The sequence below is a fragment of the Streptomyces sp. 6-11-2 genome, from assembly GCF_006540305.1.
Classification (GTDB): domain Bacteria; phylum Actinomycetota; class Actinomycetes; order Streptomycetales; family Streptomycetaceae; genus Streptomyces.
In genome coordinates, this window is record NZ_BJOR01000001.1 from 6,011,533 (window position 1) to 6,033,488 (window position 21,956).

At 73.8% G+C, this 21,956-nt stretch carries 13 protein-coding genes and 1 pseudogene; 12 read left to right on the forward strand and 2 right to left on the reverse strand.

Annotated features, from left to right (window positions below; genetic code table 11):
- The first annotated feature begins 59 nt into the window (after positions 1–59).
- The 6 genes from TNCT6_RS26640 (at position 60) to TNCT6_RS26665 (ending at position 10,669) form a co-directional block, all read left to right on the forward strand.
- On the forward strand, positions 60–1,187 hold the full coding sequence (locus tag TNCT6_RS26640; protein WP_141362911.1) for a glycosyltransferase family 1 protein: 1,128 nt from the start codon (positions 60–62) through the stop codon (positions 1,185–1,187).
- Positions 1,184–2,347, forward strand: coding sequence for a glycosyltransferase (locus tag TNCT6_RS26645; protein WP_141362913.1), 1,164 nt, complete (start codon positions 1,184–1,186; stop codon positions 2,345–2,347). The genes TNCT6_RS26640 and TNCT6_RS26645 overlap by 4 nt, the downstream gene beginning before the upstream one ends.
- Positions 2,344–3,204: an SGNH/GDSL hydrolase family protein gene (locus TNCT6_RS26650; RefSeq protein WP_141362915.1), complete on the forward strand. Its 861-nt coding sequence runs from the start codon at positions 2,344–2,346 to the stop codon at positions 3,202–3,204. The genes TNCT6_RS26645 and TNCT6_RS26650 overlap by 4 nt, the downstream gene beginning before the upstream one ends.
- Before the next feature lie 224 nt (positions 3,205–3,428).
- Positions 3,429–4,955, forward strand: a complete 1,527-nt coding sequence (locus tag TNCT6_RS26655; RefSeq protein ID WP_141362917.1) for a hypothetical protein — start codon at positions 3,429–3,431, stop codon at positions 4,953–4,955.
- 52 nt (positions 4,956–5,007) lie between these two features.
- Positions 5,008–5,886, forward strand: coding sequence for a hypothetical protein (locus tag TNCT6_RS26660; protein WP_141362919.1), 879 nt, complete (start codon positions 5,008–5,010; stop codon positions 5,884–5,886).
- Between the two features lie 79 nt (positions 5,887–5,965).
- The gene (locus tag TNCT6_RS26665; RefSeq protein ID WP_141362921.1) at positions 5,966–10,669 is read left to right on the forward strand and encodes a hypothetical protein; all 4,704 of its coding nucleotides are present in this window, start codon (positions 5,966–5,968) and stop codon (positions 10,667–10,669) included.
- An 87-nt stretch (positions 10,670–10,756) separates the two neighbouring features.
- Here TNCT6_RS26665 and TNCT6_RS26670 read toward each other — a convergent pair whose 3' ends face one another.
- Positions 10,757–11,284 carry a hypothetical protein gene (locus TNCT6_RS26670; RefSeq protein ID WP_253266448.1) on the reverse strand — a complete coding sequence of 176 codons (528 nt, stop codon included), beginning with the start codon at positions 11,282–11,284 and terminating at the stop codon, positions 10,757–10,759.
- 357 nt (positions 11,285–11,641) lie between these two features.
- Here TNCT6_RS26670 and TNCT6_RS26675 point away from each other — a divergent pair, with 357 nt between their 5' ends.
- The 5 genes and pseudogenes from TNCT6_RS26675 to TNCT6_RS26695 form a co-directional block, all read left to right on the forward strand.
- Positions 11,642–14,491, forward strand: coding sequence for a nitrate- and nitrite sensing domain-containing protein (locus TNCT6_RS26675; protein ID WP_141362923.1), 2,850 nt, complete (start codon positions 11,642–11,644; stop codon positions 14,489–14,491).
- Positions 14,488–14,949: a roadblock/LC7 domain-containing protein gene (locus TNCT6_RS26680; RefSeq protein ID WP_141362925.1), complete on the forward strand. Its 462-nt coding sequence runs from the start codon at positions 14,488–14,490 to the stop codon at positions 14,947–14,949. The genes TNCT6_RS26675 and TNCT6_RS26680 overlap by 4 nt, the downstream gene beginning before the upstream one ends.
- Before the next feature lie 18 nt (positions 14,950–14,967).
- Positions 14,968–15,360 (forward strand): DUF742 domain-containing protein, encoded by a 393-nt coding sequence (locus tag TNCT6_RS26685; RefSeq protein WP_141362927.1) that lies wholly within the window; start codon positions 14,968–14,970, stop codon positions 15,358–15,360.
- Positions 15,361–15,384: 24 nt separating this feature from the next.
- Positions 15,385–19,023, forward strand: coding sequence for a hydantoinase B/oxoprolinase family protein (locus TNCT6_RS26690; RefSeq protein ID WP_141362929.1), 3,639 nt, complete (start codon positions 15,385–15,387; stop codon positions 19,021–19,023).
- Positions 19,004–19,597 (forward strand): annotated as a pseudogene (locus tag TNCT6_RS26695) (ATP/GTP-binding protein); the annotation flags it as partial. The gene TNCT6_RS26690 and the pseudogene TNCT6_RS26695, both read left to right, overlap by 20 nt.
- Positions 19,598–19,618: 21 nt before the next feature.
- Here TNCT6_RS26695 and glpK read toward each other — a convergent pair.
- Complete coding sequence (gene glpK, locus TNCT6_RS26700; RefSeq protein WP_141362931.1) at positions 19,619–21,139, reverse strand: glycerol kinase GlpK; 1,521 nt, start codon at positions 21,137–21,139, stop codon at positions 19,619–19,621.
- 253 nt (positions 21,140–21,392) lie between these two features.
- Here glpK and TNCT6_RS26705 point away from each other — a divergent pair, with 253 nt between their 5' ends.
- Positions 21,393–21,929: an NUDIX domain-containing protein gene (locus TNCT6_RS26705; protein ID WP_141362933.1), complete on the forward strand. Its 537-nt coding sequence runs from the start codon at positions 21,393–21,395 to the stop codon at positions 21,927–21,929.
- Positions 21,930–21,956 lie beyond the last annotated feature (27 nt).

The following is a 21,956-nucleotide window of genomic DNA, read 5'->3' on the forward strand; positions in this document are numbered from 1 at the left end:
TCCTCGTCCGGAAAGATCCACGTTGACGCGGGCACGTCCAGCACGGCGACAACACCGGTATGCGTGTCGTCATCGTGACCGAATCCTTTCCCCCCGATGTGAACGGCGTGGCCCACTGCGCGCTCCAGACCGCCCGGCACCTCGTCGATCGCGGTCACGCCCCCCTCGTCGTGGCTCCCGCCACCGCCGCCTCGACCGGGTCCGACGCCCCCGCGCCGTGCCCCGTCGTCCGCGTCCCCTCCCTTCCGCTCCCGGGCTACCCCCAGGTCCGCGTCGCCCTGCCCAGCAGGCGCGTCGCGGCGGCGCTCACCGAGCACCGCGCCGACCTCGTCCACCTGGCCGGCCCCTTCGTCCTCGGCGTCCGCGGCATGGCGGCCGCCACCCGGCTCGGCATCCCCGCCGTCGCCGTCTACCAGACCGACCTCGCCGGCTACGCCCGCACCTACATGGGCGCCGGCGAGGCGGCCGCCTGGCGGCGCATCCGCTCCGTCCACGCCGCCGCCGACCTCACCCTCGCCCCCTCCAGCGCCGCCCTGCAGGACCTGGAGGCACACGGCGTGCCCCGTGTCAGGCTGTGGGGCCGCGGCGTGGACACCGTCCGCTTCCGCCCCGAGCACCGCGACGAGGCGCTGCGCCGCGAACTCGCCCCGAACGGTGAGCTGATCGTCGGCTACGTCGGCCGGCTCGCCCCCGAGAAGCAGGTCGAACTGCTCTCCGGGGTCTGCGGCCTGAACGGCGTACGGGTCGTGGTGGTGGGCGACGGGCCCAGCAGCGCCCAACTGACCGAGGCCCTGCCGGGCGCGGTCTTCCTGGGCCGTCGCACCGGCGACGACCTCGCGCGGATCTTCGCCTCGCTGGACGTCTTCGTGCACACCGGCCCCTTCGAGACGTTCTGCCAGACCGTGCAGGAGGCCATGGCCTCCGGGGTGCCCGTCGTCGCGCCCGCCGCGGGCGGTCCGCTCGACCTGGTCGCCCACGGCCGCACAGGGCTGCTGGTCCCGCCGCGCGACGCGGCCGCCGTACGCGACGCCGTGTGGGCGCTGGCCGCCGACCCGGCACTGCGGGCGTCGTTCGCGGCGGCCGGCCGCTCCGCGGTCGAGGAGCGCACCTGGGCGGCGGTCGGAGACCAGCTCATCGCCCACTACGAGAACGTGCTCGCCGCGCGGCGGACGGCGGTGGCGGCATGACCACCGCGCCGCTCACCCTCGTGCGGCTCGCGAACTTCGTCGCCCCCGCCTCCGGCGGACTGCGCACCGCCCTGCGCGAACTCGGCAAGGGCTACAAGGCCGCCGGCCACGAACCGGTGCTGGTCGTCCCGGGCGACCGCCACACCGACGAGGAGACCGAGCAGGGCCGCGTGATCACACTGCCCGGGCCGCTGCTGCCCGGCACCGGCGGCTACCGCGTCCTCACCGACAAGCGGCGGGTGGCCGCCGTCCTGGAGGAGCTCGCACCGGACCGCCTGGAGGTCTCCGACCGCACGACGCTGCGGTGGACCGGCAAGTGGGCACGGCGGGCCCGGGTCCCGGCCGTGATGGTGTCCCACGAGACCGCCGACGGCGTGCTGCGCACCTGGGGCCTGCCGCAGACCCTGTCCCAGCGCGCCGCCGACGCCCTCAACGTCCGTACCGCGCACACCTACGCGCGCGTGGTGTGCACCACCGAGTTCGCCGAGCGCGAGTTCGTGCGGGTCGGCGCGCGCAATGTCGTGCGCGCGCCCCTGGGCGTCGATCTGGTGGAACGGCACCCCGCGCTGTGGGAGGCGGCTCTGCGTGCCCGGCACGCACGCGACGACGAGGCGCTGCTGGTGATGTGCTCCCGGCTGTCCGTGGAGAAGCGGCCCGGCAACGCGCTGGACGCGCTGGAGGCGCTGCTGCGGCGCGGACGGCGGGCGGTGCTGCTGGTGGCCGGGGACGGTCCGCTGCGGACGCGGCTGGAGCAGCGGGCCCGTGAGCGGGCGCTGCCGGTGACGTTCCTCGGGCACGTCCGCGACCGCGACCGGCTCGCCGCGCTCCAGGCCTCCGCCGACGTGTGCCTGGCACCCGGGCCGGCCGAGACCTTCGGGCTCGCCGCGCTGGAGGCGATGGCCTGCGGCACCCCCGTGGTGGCCAGCGCCTCCTCCGCGCTGCCGGAGGTGATCGGCTCCGCCGGCGACAGCGCGGCGGACCACGGCGAGGCGTTCGCCGACGCCGTGGAGGGCCTGCTGGCACGCCCGGAACGGGAGCGGCGCGAGGCGGCACGCGCGCGTGCGGAGTGCTTCGGGTGGACCGCCTCCGTGGAGGCGTTCCTCGCCGCGCACGACGCCCCGGCTCCCGCGCGACGTCCGTTGCAGGAGGGTGTGGCATGAGACCGCTGCGCTTCGTCGCCCTCGGCGATTCGCTGACCGAGGGCGTCGGCGATCCCACGGGCGACGGCCGGCGCGGCTGGGCGGCACTGCTCGCCGGCGGTCTCGCCGAGAAGCCCTCGGCCGTGGAGTTCACCAACCTCGCGGTGAGCGGGGCGCAGACCCGCGACGTTCTGGAGCGGCAGACGCCGGCCGGACTGGAGCTGCGCCCGGACGTCGTGTCGGTCGTCGTCGGCGTCAACGACACCCTGCGCCGCACCTTCGACATCCACGCGGTGGCCGCCCGGCTCGACCGGGTCTTCGCGGCCTTCACCGGCCGGGGCGCGGTTCTGCTGACGGCCTGTCTGCCCGACCCCGGCGCGATGCTCGGCCTGCCCGGCGCGCTGGCCCGTCCGCTGGCCCGGCGGCAGCGGGCGGTCAACACGGTGGTCCACGCCCTGTCGGAGCGCTACGGTGCCGTGCACCTGCACGCCGACGCGGGCCAGTGGCTGACCGACCGCGCGATGTGGAGCGCGGACCGGCTGCACCCGGGGGAGCGCGGTCACCGCCAACTCGCCTTCCGCTTCCACGCGTTGCTCGCGGAGACGGGTGTGGCGAGCGGGCCAGCGCCCTCGCCCGAGCCGGAGTTCCCCGCGCCCACCCGGTCGGCGAGCCTGTGGTGGCTGGCCACGGCGGGCACCGGCTGGGTGGCCCGGCGCTGCACCGACCTGCTGCCGCAACTGCTCACCCTGGCCGCCGACGAACTCCGCCACCACGCCCGCGGCACGAGCGCCCGCCTCGACCTGCGCTCGTCGGCATCGGTATCGGCGGCCCTGGCCGCGCTGTCGACGCCGGAGGGGGCGGAGCCGGAGTTGGCCTGAGCCGGGAGTGGCCTGCCCACGGGAACGGCGCGGCGCCTTCAACCGCCGCCGAACCGTGCCCGCCGTCCACGTCGCGTACGACCCGCGGCGGCTGACGGGCCGTACCTCACCCGCGACCGGCGGACCCTCCGCGCCCTGTGCGAGGGCGGGCGGGGCGACGCAGCGTGGCGGCCGCGTCCGTCCCGTTTGGGTCGTTGTCAGGCCGAGGACCTAATCTGTGCACCGTGACTTCGCCTGCATCGACGGACAGCGTTCCGCCCCAGCTCAGCGCGGGGCCGCGCCCCGCACAGGGGCCGGCCGCCGACGAGGGACTGGCGCGGCGGCTGCGCGCGCTCGCCTGCACCGCGCCGCTGCACGATCTGGACGCCCGCAAGGCCAACCTCGCCGGCGAGTACTCGGTGTACGGCATGGCGGAGGTCGCGCTCGCCGCCATCGACCTCGTCACCCTCAACATGGACTTCGACACCGGCGCCGACCACGACCAGGTCGTGGCCCGGCTCGTCCCGCGCGTCGCCGCGCAGGCCCCGCGGCGTCCGTCCGGCGAGCACGAGCGCGTGGCCCGCTGGGTCCTGGAGAACCTGATCAACGTCGGCAGCGTCGACCGCGGCTTCCGCGCGGTGTATGGCACCTTCGGGCCGGACGGCACGTATGTGCGTCGCGACTACGACTTCAAGCTGATCGAGGAGGTCCCCGGCCCCGGCGGCAGCGTCTACCTGCGCACCACGGACGAGGCGGTCAACGTCCTCGTCGGCGCCCTCGACACCGACGTCACCAGCGCCCAGATCGCCGCCGAGGTCAAGCTGGAGGTGCTCATCAGCCGCGGCCGCCTCGCGGACGCCCAGCTCGCCGCCGAACAGGCCCGCTACCGGACCGTGCAGTACTCGGAGACCCTGCGCAGGGCCCTGGAGGCGACCCGGCGCAACGTCCGGGCGGTGGACTGGCTCAGCGCCGTCCCCGACATGATCGCCGAGGCCCTGGACCACGTCGCCGACCGCTACCGGCACGAGAACGCGATCCTGACCAACATCCGCAAGGCGCGCGACGAGTCGGAGGACCCCGAGCACAAGCGGCGCGCCGCCGAACTGGTCGACATCGTCAAGGACTGCATCCGCAGGCACACCCAACTGCAGTCCCGGCTGCTGGAGGCCGGGCCCCTGTTCCGCGCCGAGCAGGACCGGCAGGCCTTCGCCACTCCCCTGACCACCTCCGGGACCGACCTCTACGGCCACCTGCTCGCGCCCACCCTCCCGCTGCCGCTGGAGCAGGCGATCCGGGTCACGGACGCCTTCTTCGCGCGCGGGACCGGGCTGCGCACACCGGTGTCGGTCCGTGTCGCCGACCTCGTGGACATCCTGCTGACGCCGCCCGTCGAGCGGGAGCACCTGGGCGCCGAGATGCCCGAGCCCGACCTGATCGCCACCCCGGACGACAGCCGGTTCAGCGAGGAGCAGCTCGCGGCCGCCATGGAGCTGCTTGACCTGCCGGCCGACGCGCCGCGACGGCTTTCGGGACTGCTCGCCGAGGCCCGCGACAAGGACCCCGACCTGCCGTACCTGGTCGCCCTGCTGGCCGTCCACGCGGCCAGCCCCCCGGTCGGCACCGCCTACCGGCAGGGCGAGGAGAAGCTGCTGTTCGCAGTGGACGACGGGACCGAACTGGACGATCGGGAGTTCGGCGGCGCCGACCTCATCGTCGGCACGGCACTGCTGGACGCGGCGGGCATGGCGGCCGACCGGACGGAGGCGGCGTGAGCCCCGCCGGCAACCGTACGCACGAGCGACACCCCAGCAAGGAGCCCCAACCGTGACCGAGCACGTCGACCGGAGTGAGCCGGAAGCCGCAGGCGCGCCCACGGCGGTCGCCGTCACACCCGCCGACGCCGCCGACGCGGCCCGGCTCGTCGCCTTCGGGCTCCAGCCCAAGCTGCAGCCCGCCCGCGATCAGGAGTACGCCGACCTGCTGCGCCGCCACCGCGAGGACCCGGCGTTCGCACGGCTCGCGGACGCCGTGGCCGCCGGACTCGGGCTCGTCGTGCTGGAGGTGTCCCCGCGCGCCGGGATGGCGGTCACCGCCGCCGAGGACTCGGTGTTCGCCGTCCGCATGGGCGACTACGCGCGCCGTACCGCCGCCGACTCCGGTGACCGCTTCCTGCACGGACTGGCCCACCTCGCGGTGGCCGCCCTGGCGTTCCCGCGCCCCGAGGACCTCGCCGACGACGGCTACATCGGGCGCGTCACCGTCAACGGCGTGGACGCCTTCGTCCGCCAGGCCTGCCGCCGCCTGGAGGAACGCGCCGAGGAGCAGGGCGAGAACACCGACCCGGCCACCGACGCGCCGGGCCTCGAGGCCGCCTGGCGGATCTGGGCCAGACGCAGCGCGACCGGGGCCACCAAGGACGCACGCCGGCCGGCCGCCTCCACCACGGGCATCGTGGCCAAGGCCCTGGCGTTCCTGACCGACTCCGGGTTCCTCCAGCGCACCGGCGACGAGAGCGGCGGCACGTACCGCACGACGGCCCGCTACCAGCTCCAGGTGCGCGACATGGCGGGCAGCGCCGCCTTGGCCGAACTCCTGGAACTGGGCATCGTCCCGATGACCGGCGGCACACCGAGCCTGCTGCCCGCCGAGGACGGCGACGACCTGGACCTGGTGGCCGACGCCGGGCTGCCGTTCCACTCCTGAGGCCCTGCCGCCTCCCGCCACCCCCGTCCGCACGAAGTCCGCCACCCCCCAACTGCAAGAAGACTGACGAGAGTCCGCCATGTACGAGCTGTCCCGGGTCCGCCTCTACTCCATCGGGCCCGCCGGTGCGCGCTACGCCGACACCGTGCTTGACCTGCGGAGCGTGGGCGAGCCGGTGCCCGATCCCGCGCCCATCCAGGCGGAGTTCTTCGAGGAGGGGCCGGTCGGCCCGCCGCGCCGGCCCGCCCCCGCCGGTGTGCTGTTCCTGGAGAACGGCGGCGGCAAGTCGGTGCTGCTCAAGCTGATCTTCTCGGTGATGCTGCCCGGCCACCGCAACACCCTCGGTGGCGCCAGCTCCGGCGTGCTGCGCAAGTTCCTGCTCGCCGACGACTGCGGGCACGTGGCGCTGGAGTGGCAGCACGTGCAGACCGGCGAGTGCGTGGTCGTCGGCAAGGTCAGCGAGTGGCGCGGGCGCCAGGTCTCCAACGACCCGCGGAAGTTCGCCGAGGCCTGGTACTCCTTCCGGCCCGGACCCGGACTCACCCTGGACAACCTCCCCGTCGCCGAGGCCACTTCCGTACGGCCCTCCGCCGAGGGCCAGTCGGGCGCGCGGGGCCGCCGCCGCACCATGAAGGGCTTCCGGGACGCCATCACCGAGGCTGCCAGGACCTACCCGTACCTCGAGGTGCACTTCGAGGAGATCCACGAACGCTGGACCGAGCACCTGGGCGACCTCGGCCTCGACCCCGAACTCTTCCGCTACCAGCGGGAGATGAACGCCGACGAGGGTGAGGCGGCCGGCCTGTTCGCGGTGAAGAAGGACTCCGACTTCACCGACCTGCTGCTGCGCGCCGTCACCGACACCCGCGACACCGACGGGCTCGCCGACCTGGTCAGCGGGTTCGGCAACAAGCTGGGCCGGCGCGCCGAGCTGATCGCCGAGCGGGACTTCACCGCGGGCTCGGTCGACCTGCTGGGCCGGATCGTCGAGGCCGCCGAGGCCCGCACACGCGCGCGTGACGTCCACGCCGCGGCCGAGCGGCGCACCCGCACGCTGGCGCGACGGCTGTCCGCCCGGGCAGTACGGGAGCGGGTCCGGGCCGCCGACCTCGCCCAGCGCGTCACGGCCGCCGCCTACGGCGTCACGCACTCCGACGGCGCCCGCGAGCGCAGCGCGCTGATCGCCGCCGAACTCGCCTACCGGCACGCCTCACTGGCCCTCGCCGCCGCCGAGAAATCCGCGGCCGCGCAGAAGCGGGAGCTCGCCGACGCGCGCACCCTGTACGCGGCGTGGCAGGCCGCCGAGGCCGTGCTGCGCCACCGCGCCGCCGCCGACCGCGTGGCCCGTGTCTCCGCGGCGATCCAGGAGGCCGAGCGGGACGCGGCCCCGGCCCTGGCCGCGCGCGCCAAGGCCGCCACGGATCTCGTACGGGCCCTGCACGCGGCCGCCGAGAGCGCCGAGACCGTCGCCAACGAGGAGGAGGAGCGGTCCGCGCGGCTCCAGGAGGTGGGCGAGTCCGCCTACCGGGACCAGACCGCCGCCGCGACCGAGGCGCAGCGCGCCCGCAGCGAGGCCGGGCATCTGCGTCAGCGCCTCGCCGAGGTCGAGCAGGAGACCGCCGAGGCGGTACGCGCCGGCTGGCTGGACGACAGCGCCCCCGACGCCGATCCGGCGCGTGCGGCCCTGGCCGCCAGCGACGCGGAGAAGACGGCGGTCGCCGCCTGGGACCAGGTCCGCGAGACTGCCCGGAAGGCCACGGAACACGCGCGCGAGGCCGCCTCGGCCGAATCCCGCGCGGAGCTCACCGCGGCCCGCGCGGCCGACGCGGCGACGGCGGCCCAGCGCGCCCACGAGACCGAGCGCCGCATCGCCGAGGCGCTGGCGGCCGAGGGGCGGCTCGCGGAACTGCTGAGCCTGCCGGGCGCGACCGGGGCCGCGCGGGCCGGAGTGCCGGCGCCCCGGACCGGACCGGACGCCACGATGGCGGGTGCCGAGTCGGCCCACCGCACCGGAGGGGCGCCGTACGGCACCCCGGGACGGCAGAGTGCCGCGGAGACGGACCAGGCCGGGGCCGAGGGCACGCTCACCCCCGAGGACCTGGACCGCTTCGCCGACGAGCTGCGCGAACTGCTCGTCGACGCCGTCTCCTTCGCCGAGCGGCATCTGTTCGAACTGCGCACCGCCGCCGCCGACGACTCCCGGATCCTCGGCGCGCTCGGCGACGGCGGCCTGCTGCCGCCCGGCCCGGACGTACTGGCCACGGTGGAGTTCCTCGGCGAGCACGGCATCCCCGCGCTGCCCGGCTGGCGCTACCTCGCCCAGGCCGTCGACCCCGCCGACCACGCGCGCGTCCTGGCCGCCCGGCCCGAGCTGGTCGACGGCGTGATCATCACCGACCCGGACACGCACGCGCGTGCCCGCGAGGCCCTCGCGGACGCGGCCCTGCTGCCCCGCTCGACCGTGGCCGTCGGCACCGCGGCCGCCCTGCTCGCCCCCACCCCGGCGGACGGCACGCCGCAGGGCGACGTGTTCCTCGTTCCGCCGAACCCGGCCATGCACGACGAGTACGCCGCCGACGAGGAACGACAGGCGCTGCGCGCGCGGGCCACCGAGCGGGACGAGGAGATCCGCACCCTGGCCGCCCGGCTCGGCAAGGACCGGGAGCTGGCGGCGCGGCTCGCCTCCTGGCGCACCGGCTGCCCCGCCGGCCGGCTGCTGGAGCTGGCACAGGCCGCCCAGGACACGCGCGTGTTCGCCGAGGAGGCCGAGGCCGAGCTGGCAGAGGCGCGCAGCCTGCGGGCGGAGGCCGACGAGGCCGCCGCCGAGGTCGCCCAGGAGCGCGACGAGCGGCAGGAGGCCGCCCAGAAGGCGCGGCGCGCCGCCGACGCCCTCGCCGGGCTCGCGTTCCGGCTGCGCGAGCGGGCCGGCTGGCAGGCCCGGCTGCGCGAACTCGCTGACGAAGCAGCCGAGTCCGAGGCCCGCGCCCAGGTCTGCCTGGAACGCGCCCGTGCCGCCGACGAGGACCGGCGCGCCGCTCAGCGCGCCGCCGACGACACCCGCCGCACCGCGCGGGCGCTGCGCGCCGAGCGCTCCGAGATCGCCGGCGCCCCCGACGGCGTGCCGGAGAGCGACGGGGAGGCACCCAGGGCGTCCCTGCCCGCTCTGCGCGAGGCCTACCGGGCCGCCTCCCAGGTCTACGAGAAGGTCGGTGTCGGCGCGGACCTGCGCGCCGAACAGGCCCGAGCGGAGAGCGACGAGAGCGCCGCCCGCGCCGAACTCGACCGGCTCAGCAACAGGGTCCGTACGCGCGCGGAACAACTCCTGGAATCCCCCGAGGGCTCCGACGGGCCGTCCCGGCAGGGCGCCGCCGCCCGCGCCGAGGAGCTGGTGCAACTCCTGGAGACCCGGATGTCCTCCGCGAGCGAACAGCTCGGCCGGCTGCGCGGCGAGGCCGAGCGGCACGCACCCGAGGACGGCGAGGCACACACCGAACTCCCCGAGGACCTGCTCCCGCGCGACGCCGAGCACGCACAGGCCCTGCTGCGCACCGCCACCGCCGAACTCGCCTCCAGGGCCGGGGCACTGGCCCAGGCCCGTGAGGCGCACGCCGAGCTGCTGGAGTCCCATCGCGCCGCCGAGGACGCGGCCGGCGGCTTCGACGAGATCGCCGGCATGCTGCGCGACCAGCTGCGCGAAAACACGAGTGACGAGGAGCGGGAGGAACCCGAGCCGTACCCGGGCAGCCCGGAGGACGCCCGGCAGGCGGCCGCCGAGACCCGCAGGTCACTGCGCGGTTGCGCCGGCGACCTGTCCGCCGCCGACTCCGCCGTCCGCGAGGCGAGCGACGTTCTCGTCCGGCACGCCAACTCCACGCGCTACGAGCAGGTGCGCACCCCCGCCCGGCAGCAGATCCGCGAACTGCCCGCCTCCGCCCTGCCCGAGCACGCCCGGAAATGGGCGGAGGCCTTCGCGCCCCGGCTCCGGGTGCTCACCGACGAGCTGGCCCAACTGGAACGCAACCGGGACTCGATCGTGGACCGGTTGCGCGGACTGGTCGAGTCGGCGCTCGCCACGCTCAGGTCGGCCCAGCGTCTGTCCCGCCTTCCGGAGGGGCTCGGTGAGTGGTCCGGGCAGGAGTTCCTGCGCATCCGCTTCGACGAGCCCGACCAGGCCACGCTCACCGAGCGGCTCGGCGAGGTCGTCGACGAGGCGACCCGTGCCGCCGTGAAGAAGAACTCTGACCTGCGGCGCGACGGCATGTCCCTGCTGCTGCGCGGAGTCGGCGCGGCGCTCCAGCCCAGGGGCATCGCCGTGGAGATCCTCAAGCCGGACGCCGTCCTGCGCGCCGAGCGGGTCCCCGTCGGGCAGATGGGCGACGTGTTCTCGGGTGGCCAGCTGCTCACCGCGGCCATCGCCCTGTACTGCACGATGGCCGCCCTGAGGTCGAACGACCGCGGCCGGGACAAGCACCGCCACGCGGGCACGCTCTTCCTGGACAACCCGATCGGCCGCGCCAACGCCACCTATCTGCTGGAGCTCCAGCGGGCCGTCTCGGACGCCCTCGGTGTGCAGCTCCTCTACACCACCGGCCTGTTCGACACGACGGCGCTCGCCGAGTTCCCCCTGGTCATCCGGCTGCGCAACGACGCCGACCTCAGGGCCGGGCTGAAGTACATCAGTGTGGAGGAGCACCTGAGGCCAGGGCTGCCGCAGCAGCCTCCCGCGGGCGAGGCGGTGCACAGCGAGATCACGGCGACCCGGATGTTCAAGCGTCCGGCGTGACCGAGCCCGGCCGGGCCGTCACGCTCGACCGGCCCGACCGAGTCCGACCGCACGACCGGCTGCCGCCCGCCGGCGGCCGGGTCGCCCCTACGGATGCGACAGCTGCCCCGAGCCGTTCCGGCCGCGTATCCGCTTCCGCGCCCGCTCGGCGGCCCGCGCCTCCCGCCGCGCCTGGCGCCGCTCCCGCCGAAGGGCACGCGCGGTACTGCTCGGCACCGACACCACGCCGTTGCGCTGGTTCCACACCTGGCGGGTCACCCACACGTCGAGCGCCGCCCAGGTGGCCACCACCGTGCCGGCCACGCTGCTCAGCAGCATCGGGAACGCCAGCCACGACCCGGACACGCTGAACAGGAACGCCACCACGGCCAGTATCAGCGTCACGGAGACGATCAGCACCGCCCGCACGGCGGCCGAACGCACCGGATCCGGCAGCCTGCGCCGCCGCGCGGGCTCCTCGACCCACAACGGCCTGTAGGACGGCTGCCCGTCCTGCCCGCCCGTGTGCACCGAAGGCCCGTACGCCCCCGGTCGCTCCGCTGTCCCCATCACTTTGCGTCCCTCCCCACCGCCGGCAGACCGCTCGCCCCGGTGCCCGAAGAATCGGCTCCCCAGTGGCTGCCCGGCTTGCGCTGTTTTACGCGGCCCGGAGGCGCACTGCGTCTCCTGTGGCCGATTCCGCCCCCATCTCCCATGGACAAGGACGAACGAGACGTCACGAAGATTCCCGGCCGACGAAAAAAATCGGTCAACCGACCGGGCCGGACGCCCCGTTCCCGTACCCCCGCCACCACGGCCTTCCGGACCGGCATCTCCCGCAATGCCCCGACAACTCGCCCGCTCCCGGCACCCATACGGAAGTACTGGCTCCGGACGACTCTTCGAGTTGACTGCATGTCGGTAGTAGGCTCGCGCCGTTTGTTGACGCACATGTGTACCCCGGGGCCTCTGGGGGACGAGCTGGGGGAGGCCATGCGCTTTCGCGGGAAGTCCATCCGCCGGAAGATCGTGGCGCTGCTGCTCGTGCCGCTGCTCTCGCTCACCGCGATCTGGGCCTTCGCCACGCTGATCACCGGGCGGCAGGTGACGCAGCTGTTCAACGCGTCCTCCGTGGTGGAGGAAGTCGCCTACCCCACCGAGGACACCGTCCGGGGCCTGCAGCAGGAACGCCGCCAGACCCTCGTCCATCTCGCCGACCCCCGCGCCTCCGACGGCCTCGCCGCACTGCGGCGCAGCAGGAGCGCCACCGACGAGGCCATCGCCAGGATCCGCAGGACCGCGAAGAACCCCGACGTCCGCGAAGCGCTAGGCCCGTCCGGCGCCGGACGCCTGAGCGTCGCGCTGGACGCCTTCGACGGCATCGACTCGCTGCGCCGCAGCGTCGAGGACCGCACCGTCGGACGCGCCCAGGCACTCGACCTCTACAACCAGCTCATCGACCCCTGCTACGCCCTGCTCGCCAACCTCCACGTCGTCGACGACGTCGACCTGGCAAGGCAGTACCGCGCCCTGGTCGGTCTCGCCCAGGCCCGCGAACTCCTTTCCCGCGAGGACGCGTTGTTCGGCTCCTCGCTGATCGTCGGCCGCCTCTCCCGCGACGAGACCCGCGGCATCTCCGACCTGGTCGCCCAGCGCTCCCTGCTGTACGACGTCGACCTGCCCCTGCTGCCCTCCGCCGAACGCGGCCGCTACGACCGCTTCTGGCGGAACGCCTCCTCCGCACCGCTGCGGACCGCCGAACAGGCCGCCGTCTCCAGCACGTCCGGCACTCCGCGGGCGGTGAGCTTGCAGAGCTGGGACACCGCCGCCGGAGACGTCCTCGACGAGCTGGGCACCCTCAACGACGAGGCGAACGACCGCTTCCAGGACCGTGTCCGCCCGGTCGCGATGGACGTCATCCTGGAGGCCGCCGTCGCGGGCGTGCTCGGCCTGATCGCCGTGCTGGTCTCGCTCGTCCTGTCCGTGCGCGTCGGCCGCGGCCTCATCCGCGACCTCAGGCAACTGCGCCTGGAGGCCCACGAGGCCTCCGGCGTCCGGCTGCCCAGCGTGATGCGCCGCCTGTCGGCCGGCGAACAGGTCGACGTCGAGACCGAGGTCCCGCGCCTGGAGTACGACAGGAACGAGATCGGCGAGGTCGGACAGGCCCTCAACACCTTGCAGCGGGCCGCCGTCGAGGCCGCCGTCAAACAGGCCGAACTCCGCGCCGGCGTCTCCGAGGTCTTCGTCAACCTCGCCCGTCGCAGCCAGGTCCTGCTGCACAAGCAGCTCACCCTCCTCGACGCGATGGAACGCCGCACCGAGGACACCGACGAACTCGCCGACCTGTTCCGGCTGGACCACCTGACCACCCGTATGCGCCGGCACGCCGAAGGCCTGGTGATTCTCTCCGGCGCCGCCCCGTCCCGGCAGTGGCGCAAGCCCGTCCAGCTGATGGACATCGTGCGCGCCGCCGTCGCCGAGGTCGAGGACTACGAACGCATCGAGGTCCGGCGGCTGCCGCGCACCGCGGTCACGGGCCCCGCCGTCGCCGACCTCACCCATCTCGTCGCCGAACTCCTGGAGAACGCCACGGTGTTCTCGCCGCCGCACACCGCGGTCCAGGTCGTCGGCGAACGCGTCGCCAACGGCTTCACCCTGGAGATCCACGACCGGGGCCTCGGCATGGCCGCCGAGACGCTGCTGGACGCCAACCTCCGGCTCGCCGAGACACCCGAGTTCGAGCTCTCCGACACCGACCGGCTCGGACTGTTCGTGGTCAGCCGGCTCGCCCAGCGGCAGAACGTCCGGGTCTCACTCCAGCCGTCCCCGTACGGCGGCACCACCGCGATCGTCTTCATCCCCGACGCGCTGCTGACGGACGACGTCCCGGACACCAACGGCATCGGCTTCCGCCTCGACCGGCCCACCCCGAAGGCCGACCGGGAGGGAGGCCGCAGGACCGCTCTCGCCCAGGCACCCGCGCAACTGCCCGGACTGCCGGCCTCGGTCCTCGACGGGCCGGTGGAGCTGGAGGCGCCCGTCGACCTGGACGCCATCGAGGACTTCCCGGACGTCCTCGACGAGGAGGCCGGCGAACGCGGCGGACTGTTGGGCCCGCGCCTCTCCCCGGCACGGCGGACGGCGCACGAGGCGCTGCCCCGCAGCCTCGCCGAGCACCGGCAGAGCACGAGCCGGCGTGGCACGCCGCAGGAGACCGGCGAGGAGGAGAACCCGGGGCGCGCGGTCCCGCTGCCCCGGCGCCGGACACCCAAGCTGGTCAGCTCCCACGGACGCCCGGTCACCGAGCAGAGGTCCCGCCGCGAGACGGCCGGCGCCGAGGACCCGGTGGGTCCCGGCCGCCCTGAGCGTGAACCGGCGGCCCCGCTGCCGACCCGCCGTCGCGGCGAGTCCCCGCCCGGACCGGCCACGGCAGCGGCCGACGGGCGCGGGCAACGCGACAGCACCGAGGAGTCCCCGGCCGCGAGCCAGGGGGCGCGGCAGCCTCCGGCCCTTCCGCGGCGCACCGTCCGGCCCGCGCCCGCCGGCGGCGGGCAGGACGGCGAGGGGCGCGACCCGGCCGAGGCACCCGGCGGCCCGGGACCCGACGCGGGTCCGCTGCCCCGGCGCAGACGGCAGGCCAGTCTCGCCCCGCAACTGAAGCGGAGCCCCGACCGGCCCGAAGGCGCCGGCCCGGACCCGGCCGAACGCGACGCCGACGAGGTACGCAGCCGGATGGCCTCGCTCCAGCGCGGCTGGCGGCGCGGGCGCGAGGAGAACGCCGCGGGGGACCATGCCCCGGACGACAGCACAGCACAAGGAACGACAAAGGGGGACGGTCGATGACCGCACCGAAGGCGACCGGCCACACCGCGACGGACAGGACGAACGAGACGGCCGAGGCGGACAAGGTGAACAAGGTGGAGCTGAACTGGCTCCTCGACGAACTCGTGGACAGGGTCGCGAGCATCCGCAAGGCCATCGTCCTGTCCCGGGACGGACTGGCCACCGGCGTGTCCAAGGACCTGACCCGGGAGGACAGCGAACACCTGGCCGCCGTGGCCTCCGGCTTCCACAGCCTCGCCAAGGGCGTGGGCCGGCACTTCGACGCGGGCGGCGTCCGGCAGACGGTCGTCGAGCTCGACGACGCCTTCCTGTTCGTGACCGCGGCCGGCGACGGCAGCTGCCTCGCCGTCCTGTCGGACGCCGACTCCGACGTCGGCCAGGTGGCCTACGAGATGACACTGCTGGTCAAGCGGGTCGGTGCGCATCTGGGCGCCGCTCCGCGCACCGATGTGCCCTGAGGCGGGTAGTGGGATGACATGAGCGGAGACGGTCAGGCACGAAGCCACTGGTTCGACGACGAGGCCGGACCGGTGGTCCGTCCGTACGCCATGACGCGGGGCCGCACCAGCCATGCGGCCCAGCACCGCCTCGACCTGATCGCGGTGGTCGTCACGGAACCCCAGGTGGACGACCCGGAGGCGGACGTCACGCTGTCCCCGGAACACGTGGACATCGTCGGGCTGTGCCGCTCCCCGCAGTCGGTCGCCGAACTCGCCGCGGAACTCGATCTGCCCATCGGCGTGGTGCGCGTGCTCGTCGGCGACCTCGTGGACGAGGAGTACGTCCACGTGACGCGTCCCGTGCCGCCCGCGGAACTGCCGGACGAGAGCATCCTGCGGGACGTGATCAACGGCCTGCGGGCGCTGTGAGCGGTGGGAGAGCAGGGTGGTGACATGACGGGCTGGCAGTTCTGGGTCGACCGGGGCGGCACCTTCACCGACATCGTCGCGCGCCGCCCGGACGGCCGTCTGGTCACGCACAAGCTGCTGTCCGACAACCCCGCGCGGTACACCGACGCGGCCGTCGCGGGCATCCGCGCACTCCTCGACGGCTCCGCCCGTTCCATCGAGTCGGTCCGCATGGGCACCACCGTGGCCACCAACGCCCTGCTGGAACGCACGGGCGAGCGGACCGTCCTCGTCGTCACCCGCGGCTTCCGGGACGCCCTGCGCATCGCCTACCAGAACCGCCCGCGGATCTTCGCCCGCCGTATCGAGCTGCCCGAGCTGCTGTACGAGCGGGTCGTCGAGGTCGACGAGCGCATCGCGGCCGACGGCACCGTCCTGCGCGCCCCCGACCTGGACGCGCTGGCCGGACCTCTGCGGCAGGCGTACGACGACGGGATCCGCGCCGTCGCCGTGGTCTGCCTGCACAGCCATCTGCACCCCGCGCACGAGAGGGCCGTCGGCGAGCTGGCCGCCCGCGTCGGCTTCCCGCAGATCTCGCTGTCCAGCGAGGTCAGCCCCCTGATGAAGCTCGTGCCGCGCGGCGACACCGCCGTCGTCGACGCCTACCTGTCGCCCGGGCTGCGCCGCTACGTCCAGCACGTCTCCGACGAACTGGACGGCGTGCGGCTGATGTTCATGCAGTCCAACGGCGGGCTCGCCGAGGCCGGACAGTTCCGCGGCAAGGACGCCGTCCTGTCCGGCCCCGCGGGCGGCATCGTCGGCATGGCCCGCATGTCCCGGCTCGCCGGCTTCGACCGGGTCATCGGCTTCGACATGGGCGGCACCTCCACCGACGTCTCCCACTACGCGGGAACCTACGAACGCGTCCTCACCACGCAGATCGCCGGCGTCCGGCTGCGCGCCCCCATGCTCGACATCCACACCGTGGCCGCCGGTGGCGGCTCGGTCCTGCACTTCGACGGCTCCCGCTACCGGGTCGGCCCGGACTCGGCGGGCGCCGACCCGGGACCCGCCTGCTACCGGGGCGGAGGCCCCCTCGCCGTCACCGACGCCAACGTCATGCTCGGCCGCATCCAGCCCGCCCACTTCCCCGAGGTCTTCGGCCCCGGCGGCGACCAGCCCCTCGACGAGGCACTCGTCCGCGAACGCTTCACCGGCCTCGCCCGCGAGATCCGTGAGCGGTCGGGCGACGACCGCACCCCCGAGCAGGTCGCCGAGGGCTACCTGCAGATCGCCGTCGCCAACATCGCCAACGCCGTCAAGCGGATCTCCGTGCAGAAGGGCCACGACGTCACCCGCTACGCCCTCACCACCTTCGGCGGTGCCGGGGGACAGCACGCCTGCATGGTCGCCGACTCGCTCGGCATCCGCACCGTGCTCGTCCCGCCCATGGCGGGCGTCCTGTCCGCGCTCGGCATCGGTCTCGCCGACACCACGGCCATGCGCGAGCAGTCCGTCGAAGCACCCCTGGAGCCCGGCGCCATGCCGGGCGTGCTGAAGACCGCCGACGATCTGGAGGGCGCGGCCCGCGCGGAACTGCGCGCCGAGGACGTCCCCGAGGAACGCGTCCGCGTCACCCGCCGCGCCCAGCTCCGCTACGACGGCACGGACACCACCCTCACCGTCGAGCTGACCGAGCCCGCCGCCATGCGGCGCGCCTTCGAAGAACGTCATCGCGCCACGTACTCCTTCACGCTCGACCGCCCGATCGTCGTCGAAGCCCTCTCCGTGGAAGCCACCGGCATCACCGAACCCCCCGATCTGTCCGCCCTCTCCCCGTACGACCCCGCCCGCGCCGGCTGCTCCAGCGCCCCGGAGACCGTCCGCCTCCACACCGGCGGTGCCTGGCGCGACGTACCCCTCCACCGACGTGAGGACCTGCCCCCCGGCGAGGCCGTCACCGGCCCCGCGATCGTCACCGAGGCCAGTGCGACGACCGTCGTCGACGACGGCTGGCGGGCCGTGGCGCGGGACGACGGGCATTTGCTCCTGGAACGCATGACGGTCACGCAGAGTTCCGATCTCGGTACGGAAGCCGACCCGGTCCTGCTGGAGGTGTTCAACAACCTCTTCATGTCCATCGCCGAGCAGATGGGCGCCCGGCTGGAGTCCACGGCCCAGTCGGTCAACATCAAGGAGCGCCTCGACTTCTCCTGCGCCCTGTTCGACCCGGACGGAAACCTGGTGGCCAACGCCCCGCACATCCCCGTGCACCTGGGCTCGATGGGCACCAGCGTCAAGGAGGTCATCCGGCGCCGCGGACCCCGGATGCGGCCGGGCGACACCTACGCCGTCAACGACCCGTATCACGGCGGCACGCACCTGCCGGACGTCACCGTCATCACCCCGGTGTTCGACACCGCCGGCACACAGGGTGACCGCATCCTCTTCTACGTCGCCTCGCGCGGTCACCACGCCGAGATCGGCGGGATCGCGCCGGGCTCCATGCCGGCCGGCAGCCGCACCATCGAGGAGGAGGGCGTCCTCTTCGACAACTGGCTGCTCGCCGAGAACGGCCGCCTGCGCGAGGAGGAGACCCGCCGCCTGCTGACCGGCGCGCCCCACCCCTCCCGCAACCCGGAGACCAACCTCGCCGACCTGCGCGCCCAGGTCGCCGCCAACCAGAAGGGCGTCGACGAGGTCGCCCACATGATCGAGGACTTCGGCCTCGACGTCGTCCAGGCCTATATGCGGCACGTCCAGGACAACGCGGAGGAGGCCGTCCGCCGGGTCGTCGACGCCCTGGACGACGGGGAGTACGCCTACGAGACCGACTCGGGCGCCGTCATCCGCGTACGCGTGCGTGTGGACCGCGAACGCCGGTCGGCGACGATTGACTTCACCGGCACCTCCGCGCAGCTCGCGACCAACTTCAACGCCCCGTTCTCCGTGGTCAACGCGGCCGTCCTGTACGTCTTCCGCACGCTGGTCGCCGACGACATCCCGCTCAACGACGGCTGTCTGCGCCCCCTGGAGATCATCGTGCCGCCGGGCTCCATGCTCTCCCCGCGGCCCCCGGCCGCCGTCGTCGCGGGCAACGTCGAGACCTCCCAGGCGATCACCGGCGCCCTCTACGCGGCGCTCGGTGTCCAGGCGGAGGGCTCCGGCACGATGAACAACATCACCTTCGGCAACGAGCGCCACCAGTACTACGAGACCGTCGCCTCCGGCTCGGGCGCGGGCGACGGATTCCCCGGCGCCTGCGTCGTCCAGACGCACATGACCAACTCCCGGCTCACCGACCCCGAAGTCCTCGAATGGCGGCTGCCCGTACGGCTGGAGGAGTTCACCGTCCGGCACGGCAGCGGCGGCGCCGGACGGTGGCCGGGCGGGGACGGTGCGGTGCGCCGCATCCGCTTCCTGGAGGCCATGACCGTCTCCACGCTCTGCCAGCACCGCAGGGTGCGCCCCTACGGCATGGCGGGCGGCGAGCCCGGGGCACTGGGCGCCAACCGGGTGGAACACGCGGACGGCACGGTCACCGAACTCGGCGGAAGCGACTCCGCGGACGTCGCCCCCGGCGACGTACTGGTCGTCGAGACCCCCGGCGGCGGAGGATACGGCCCGCCGTCGCCCGACCCCCATCGAGCAGGAGAAGAGATCGATGATCCTCGGCCGTTCTGAGCGCGGCAAGCCCCCGGTCGAGCCCGTCACGCTCAAGATCCTGGTGGCCGGCGGCTTCGGCGTGGGCAAGACGACCCTCGTCGGCGCGGTCAGTGAGATCAGGCCGCTGCGCACCGAGGAGCTGCTGACCGAGGCCGGACGGCCGGTCGACGACGTCAGCGGCGTGGAGGGCAAGCACACCACCACGGTGGCCATGGACTTCGGCCGTATCACGCTGCGCGAGGACCTGGTGCTGTACCTGTTCGGCACGCCCGGGCAGGAGCGGTTCTGGTTCATGTGGGACGAGCTGTCCGAGGGCGCGCTCGGCGCGGTCGTGCTGGCCGACACCCGCCGCCTCGAGGACTGCTTCGCCGCCGTGGACTACTTCGAGCGGCGCTCCATCCCCTTCCTCGTCGCCGTCAACTGCTTCGACGGCGCCGCCCGCCATCCCGTGGACACCGTCCGCCAGGCCCTCGACCTCGACGACCACGTTCCGCTGCTGCTGTGCGACGCCCGCGAACGCGAGTCGGTGAAGGAGGTCCTCATCGAGGTCGTCCAGCACGCGATGGCCCACGCCGCGGACCGCCGCCGGGCCGCTCACGAGGGGCCGGGACTCCTAGTTCTCGCCGTCCTCCAGCCAGCCGAAGCTCTTCTCCACGGCCTTGCGCCAGTTGCGGTACTCGCGGTCACGGACGGCGGCGTCCATGGACGGGGTCCACTCGGCGTCCTTCCGCCAGTGCGACTTGAGCTCTTCGAGGTCGTTCCACACACCCGTGGCCAGCCCGGCCGCGTACGCGGCGCCCAGACAGGTGGTCTCGGAGATCCTGGGACGGATCACCGGCACGTCGAGCACGTCCGCCTGGTGCTGCATGAGCAGGTTGTTCTTCGTCATGCCGCCGTCGACCTTCAGGGTCGTCAGCCGGACCCCGGAGTCCTGGTACATGGCGTCCACGACCTCGCGCGTCTGCCAGCCGGTCGCCTCCAGCACGGCCCGCGCCAGGTGCGCCTTGGTGACGTACCGGGTCAGGCCGGTGACCACCCCGCGCGCGTCGGAGCGCCAGTACGGCGCGAACAGGCCGGAGAAGGCGGGCACGATGTACGCGCCGCCGTTGTTCTCCACGCTCGCCGCCAGCGGCTCGATCTCGTCCGCGGTGCGGATGATGCCGAGCTGGTCACGGAACCACTGCACCAGCGCGCCCGTGACGGCGATGGCGCCCTCCAGGCAGTACACCGGGGCCTCGTCGCCGATCTTGTAGCCCATGGTGGTGAGCAGGCCGTTCTTGGACGGCACGGGCCGGTTGCCCGTGTTCAGCAGCAGGAAGCTGCCGGTGCCGTACGTGTTCTTGGCGTCACCCACGTCATAGCAGGCCTGCCCGAACACGGCCGCCTGCTGGTCGCCGAGGGCGGATGCCACGGGCACCCCGGCGAGCTGGCCGACGGCGGTCCCGTACACCTCGGAGGAGGATCTGATCTCGGGCAGCATCGCCTCGGGGACGTTCATGGCGGACAGGACCGACCGGTCCCACTGGAGGGTCCGCAGGTTCATCAGCATGGTGCGGCCGGCGTTGGTGACGTCGGTGACGTGCCGGCCGCCCTCGACTCCGCCGGTGAGGTTCCAGATCAGCCAGGTGTCGATCGTGCCGAAGGCGATGTCACCACGCTCGGCGCGATCGCGCAGGCCGGGCACGTTGTCCAGCAGCCAGGCCGCCTTGGGGCCGGAGAAGTAGCTGGCGAGCGGCAGGCCGGTCTGCTCGCGGAAGCGATCCTGCCCTTCGGAGCCGCCCAGTTCGTTGCAGAGCGCCGCGGTCCGCGTGTCCTGCCAGACGATCGCGTTGTGCACGGGCTTGCCGGTGGCCCGGTCCCACAGGACGGTCGTCTCGCGCTGGTTGGTGATGCCGAGGGCGCTGAGCTGGTCGGCACGCAGCCCCGCCTTGGCGACCGCGCCCGCGACCACCGCCTGCACCTTCGACCAGATCTCGGTGGCGTCGTGCTCCACCCAGCCCGGCTTGGGGAAGATCTGGCGGTGCTCGCGCTGGTCGACGGCGACGATGGCGCCACTGTGGTCGAAGACGATGCAGCGGCTCGAGGTGGTGCCCTGGTCGATGGCGGCCACGAACCTCTCGGCGTTGTCCGTCATGGCTGTCCCTTGGGGAGTGGAGAAGCGGCCGAGGGCCGGGACCATCCGTCCCCTCGCCCTCACTGGTAACAGTTTGTCCCACATGGACGAAAACAGCCCGGCATGGGTGGCAGGGGCGCTGACGCCCGAGACGCCCGGGTCCGGGGAGTGGGGGAAGTGTTCCCCCGCGCACAGGGAGCGTCAAGGACACCGGCGGCAACGGTGACAACCACCGACGGAAGACGTCCGCCCACTGATCGGATACAGTCCGCGCGTGCCCGAAACCCCGGACCCGGCCGCCAACTCCGTACCGCACTCCCACTGTTCGAGCTGCGGAGCGCCTTACGGCCAGGGCGTCACCGGCTGGCCCCGCACCTGCCCGGCCTGCGGCACCGTGGCCTACCGCAACCCGCTGCCGGTCGCGGTGGCCCTCCAGCCCGTGTATGACACCCGGGGCACCGCCCTGGTCGTCATCACCCGCACCATCGCCCCCGCGCGCGGGGGAACGGCGCTGCCGGGCGGCTACATCGACGACCACGAGGACTGGCGCCAGGCCGTCGTCCGCGAGCTCCGGGAGGAGACCGGGATCGAGGCGGCCGCGCGCGATGTGCGGCTCGCCGACGCGATGAGCTCGCCCGATGGGCACCTGCTGCTCTTCGGACTGCTTCCGGAGCGCCCCGCCGAGGGCCTGCCGCAGTTCACCGCCACCGACGAGACGGAGGACCGGCACCTGCTGCGCAGGCCCGCCGAGCTCGCCTTCCCGCTGCACACCCGGGCCGTCCGGGCCTGGTTCGACGGCCGCTACCTCTGACAGGCCGCACACGCCCCAACGGCCGCC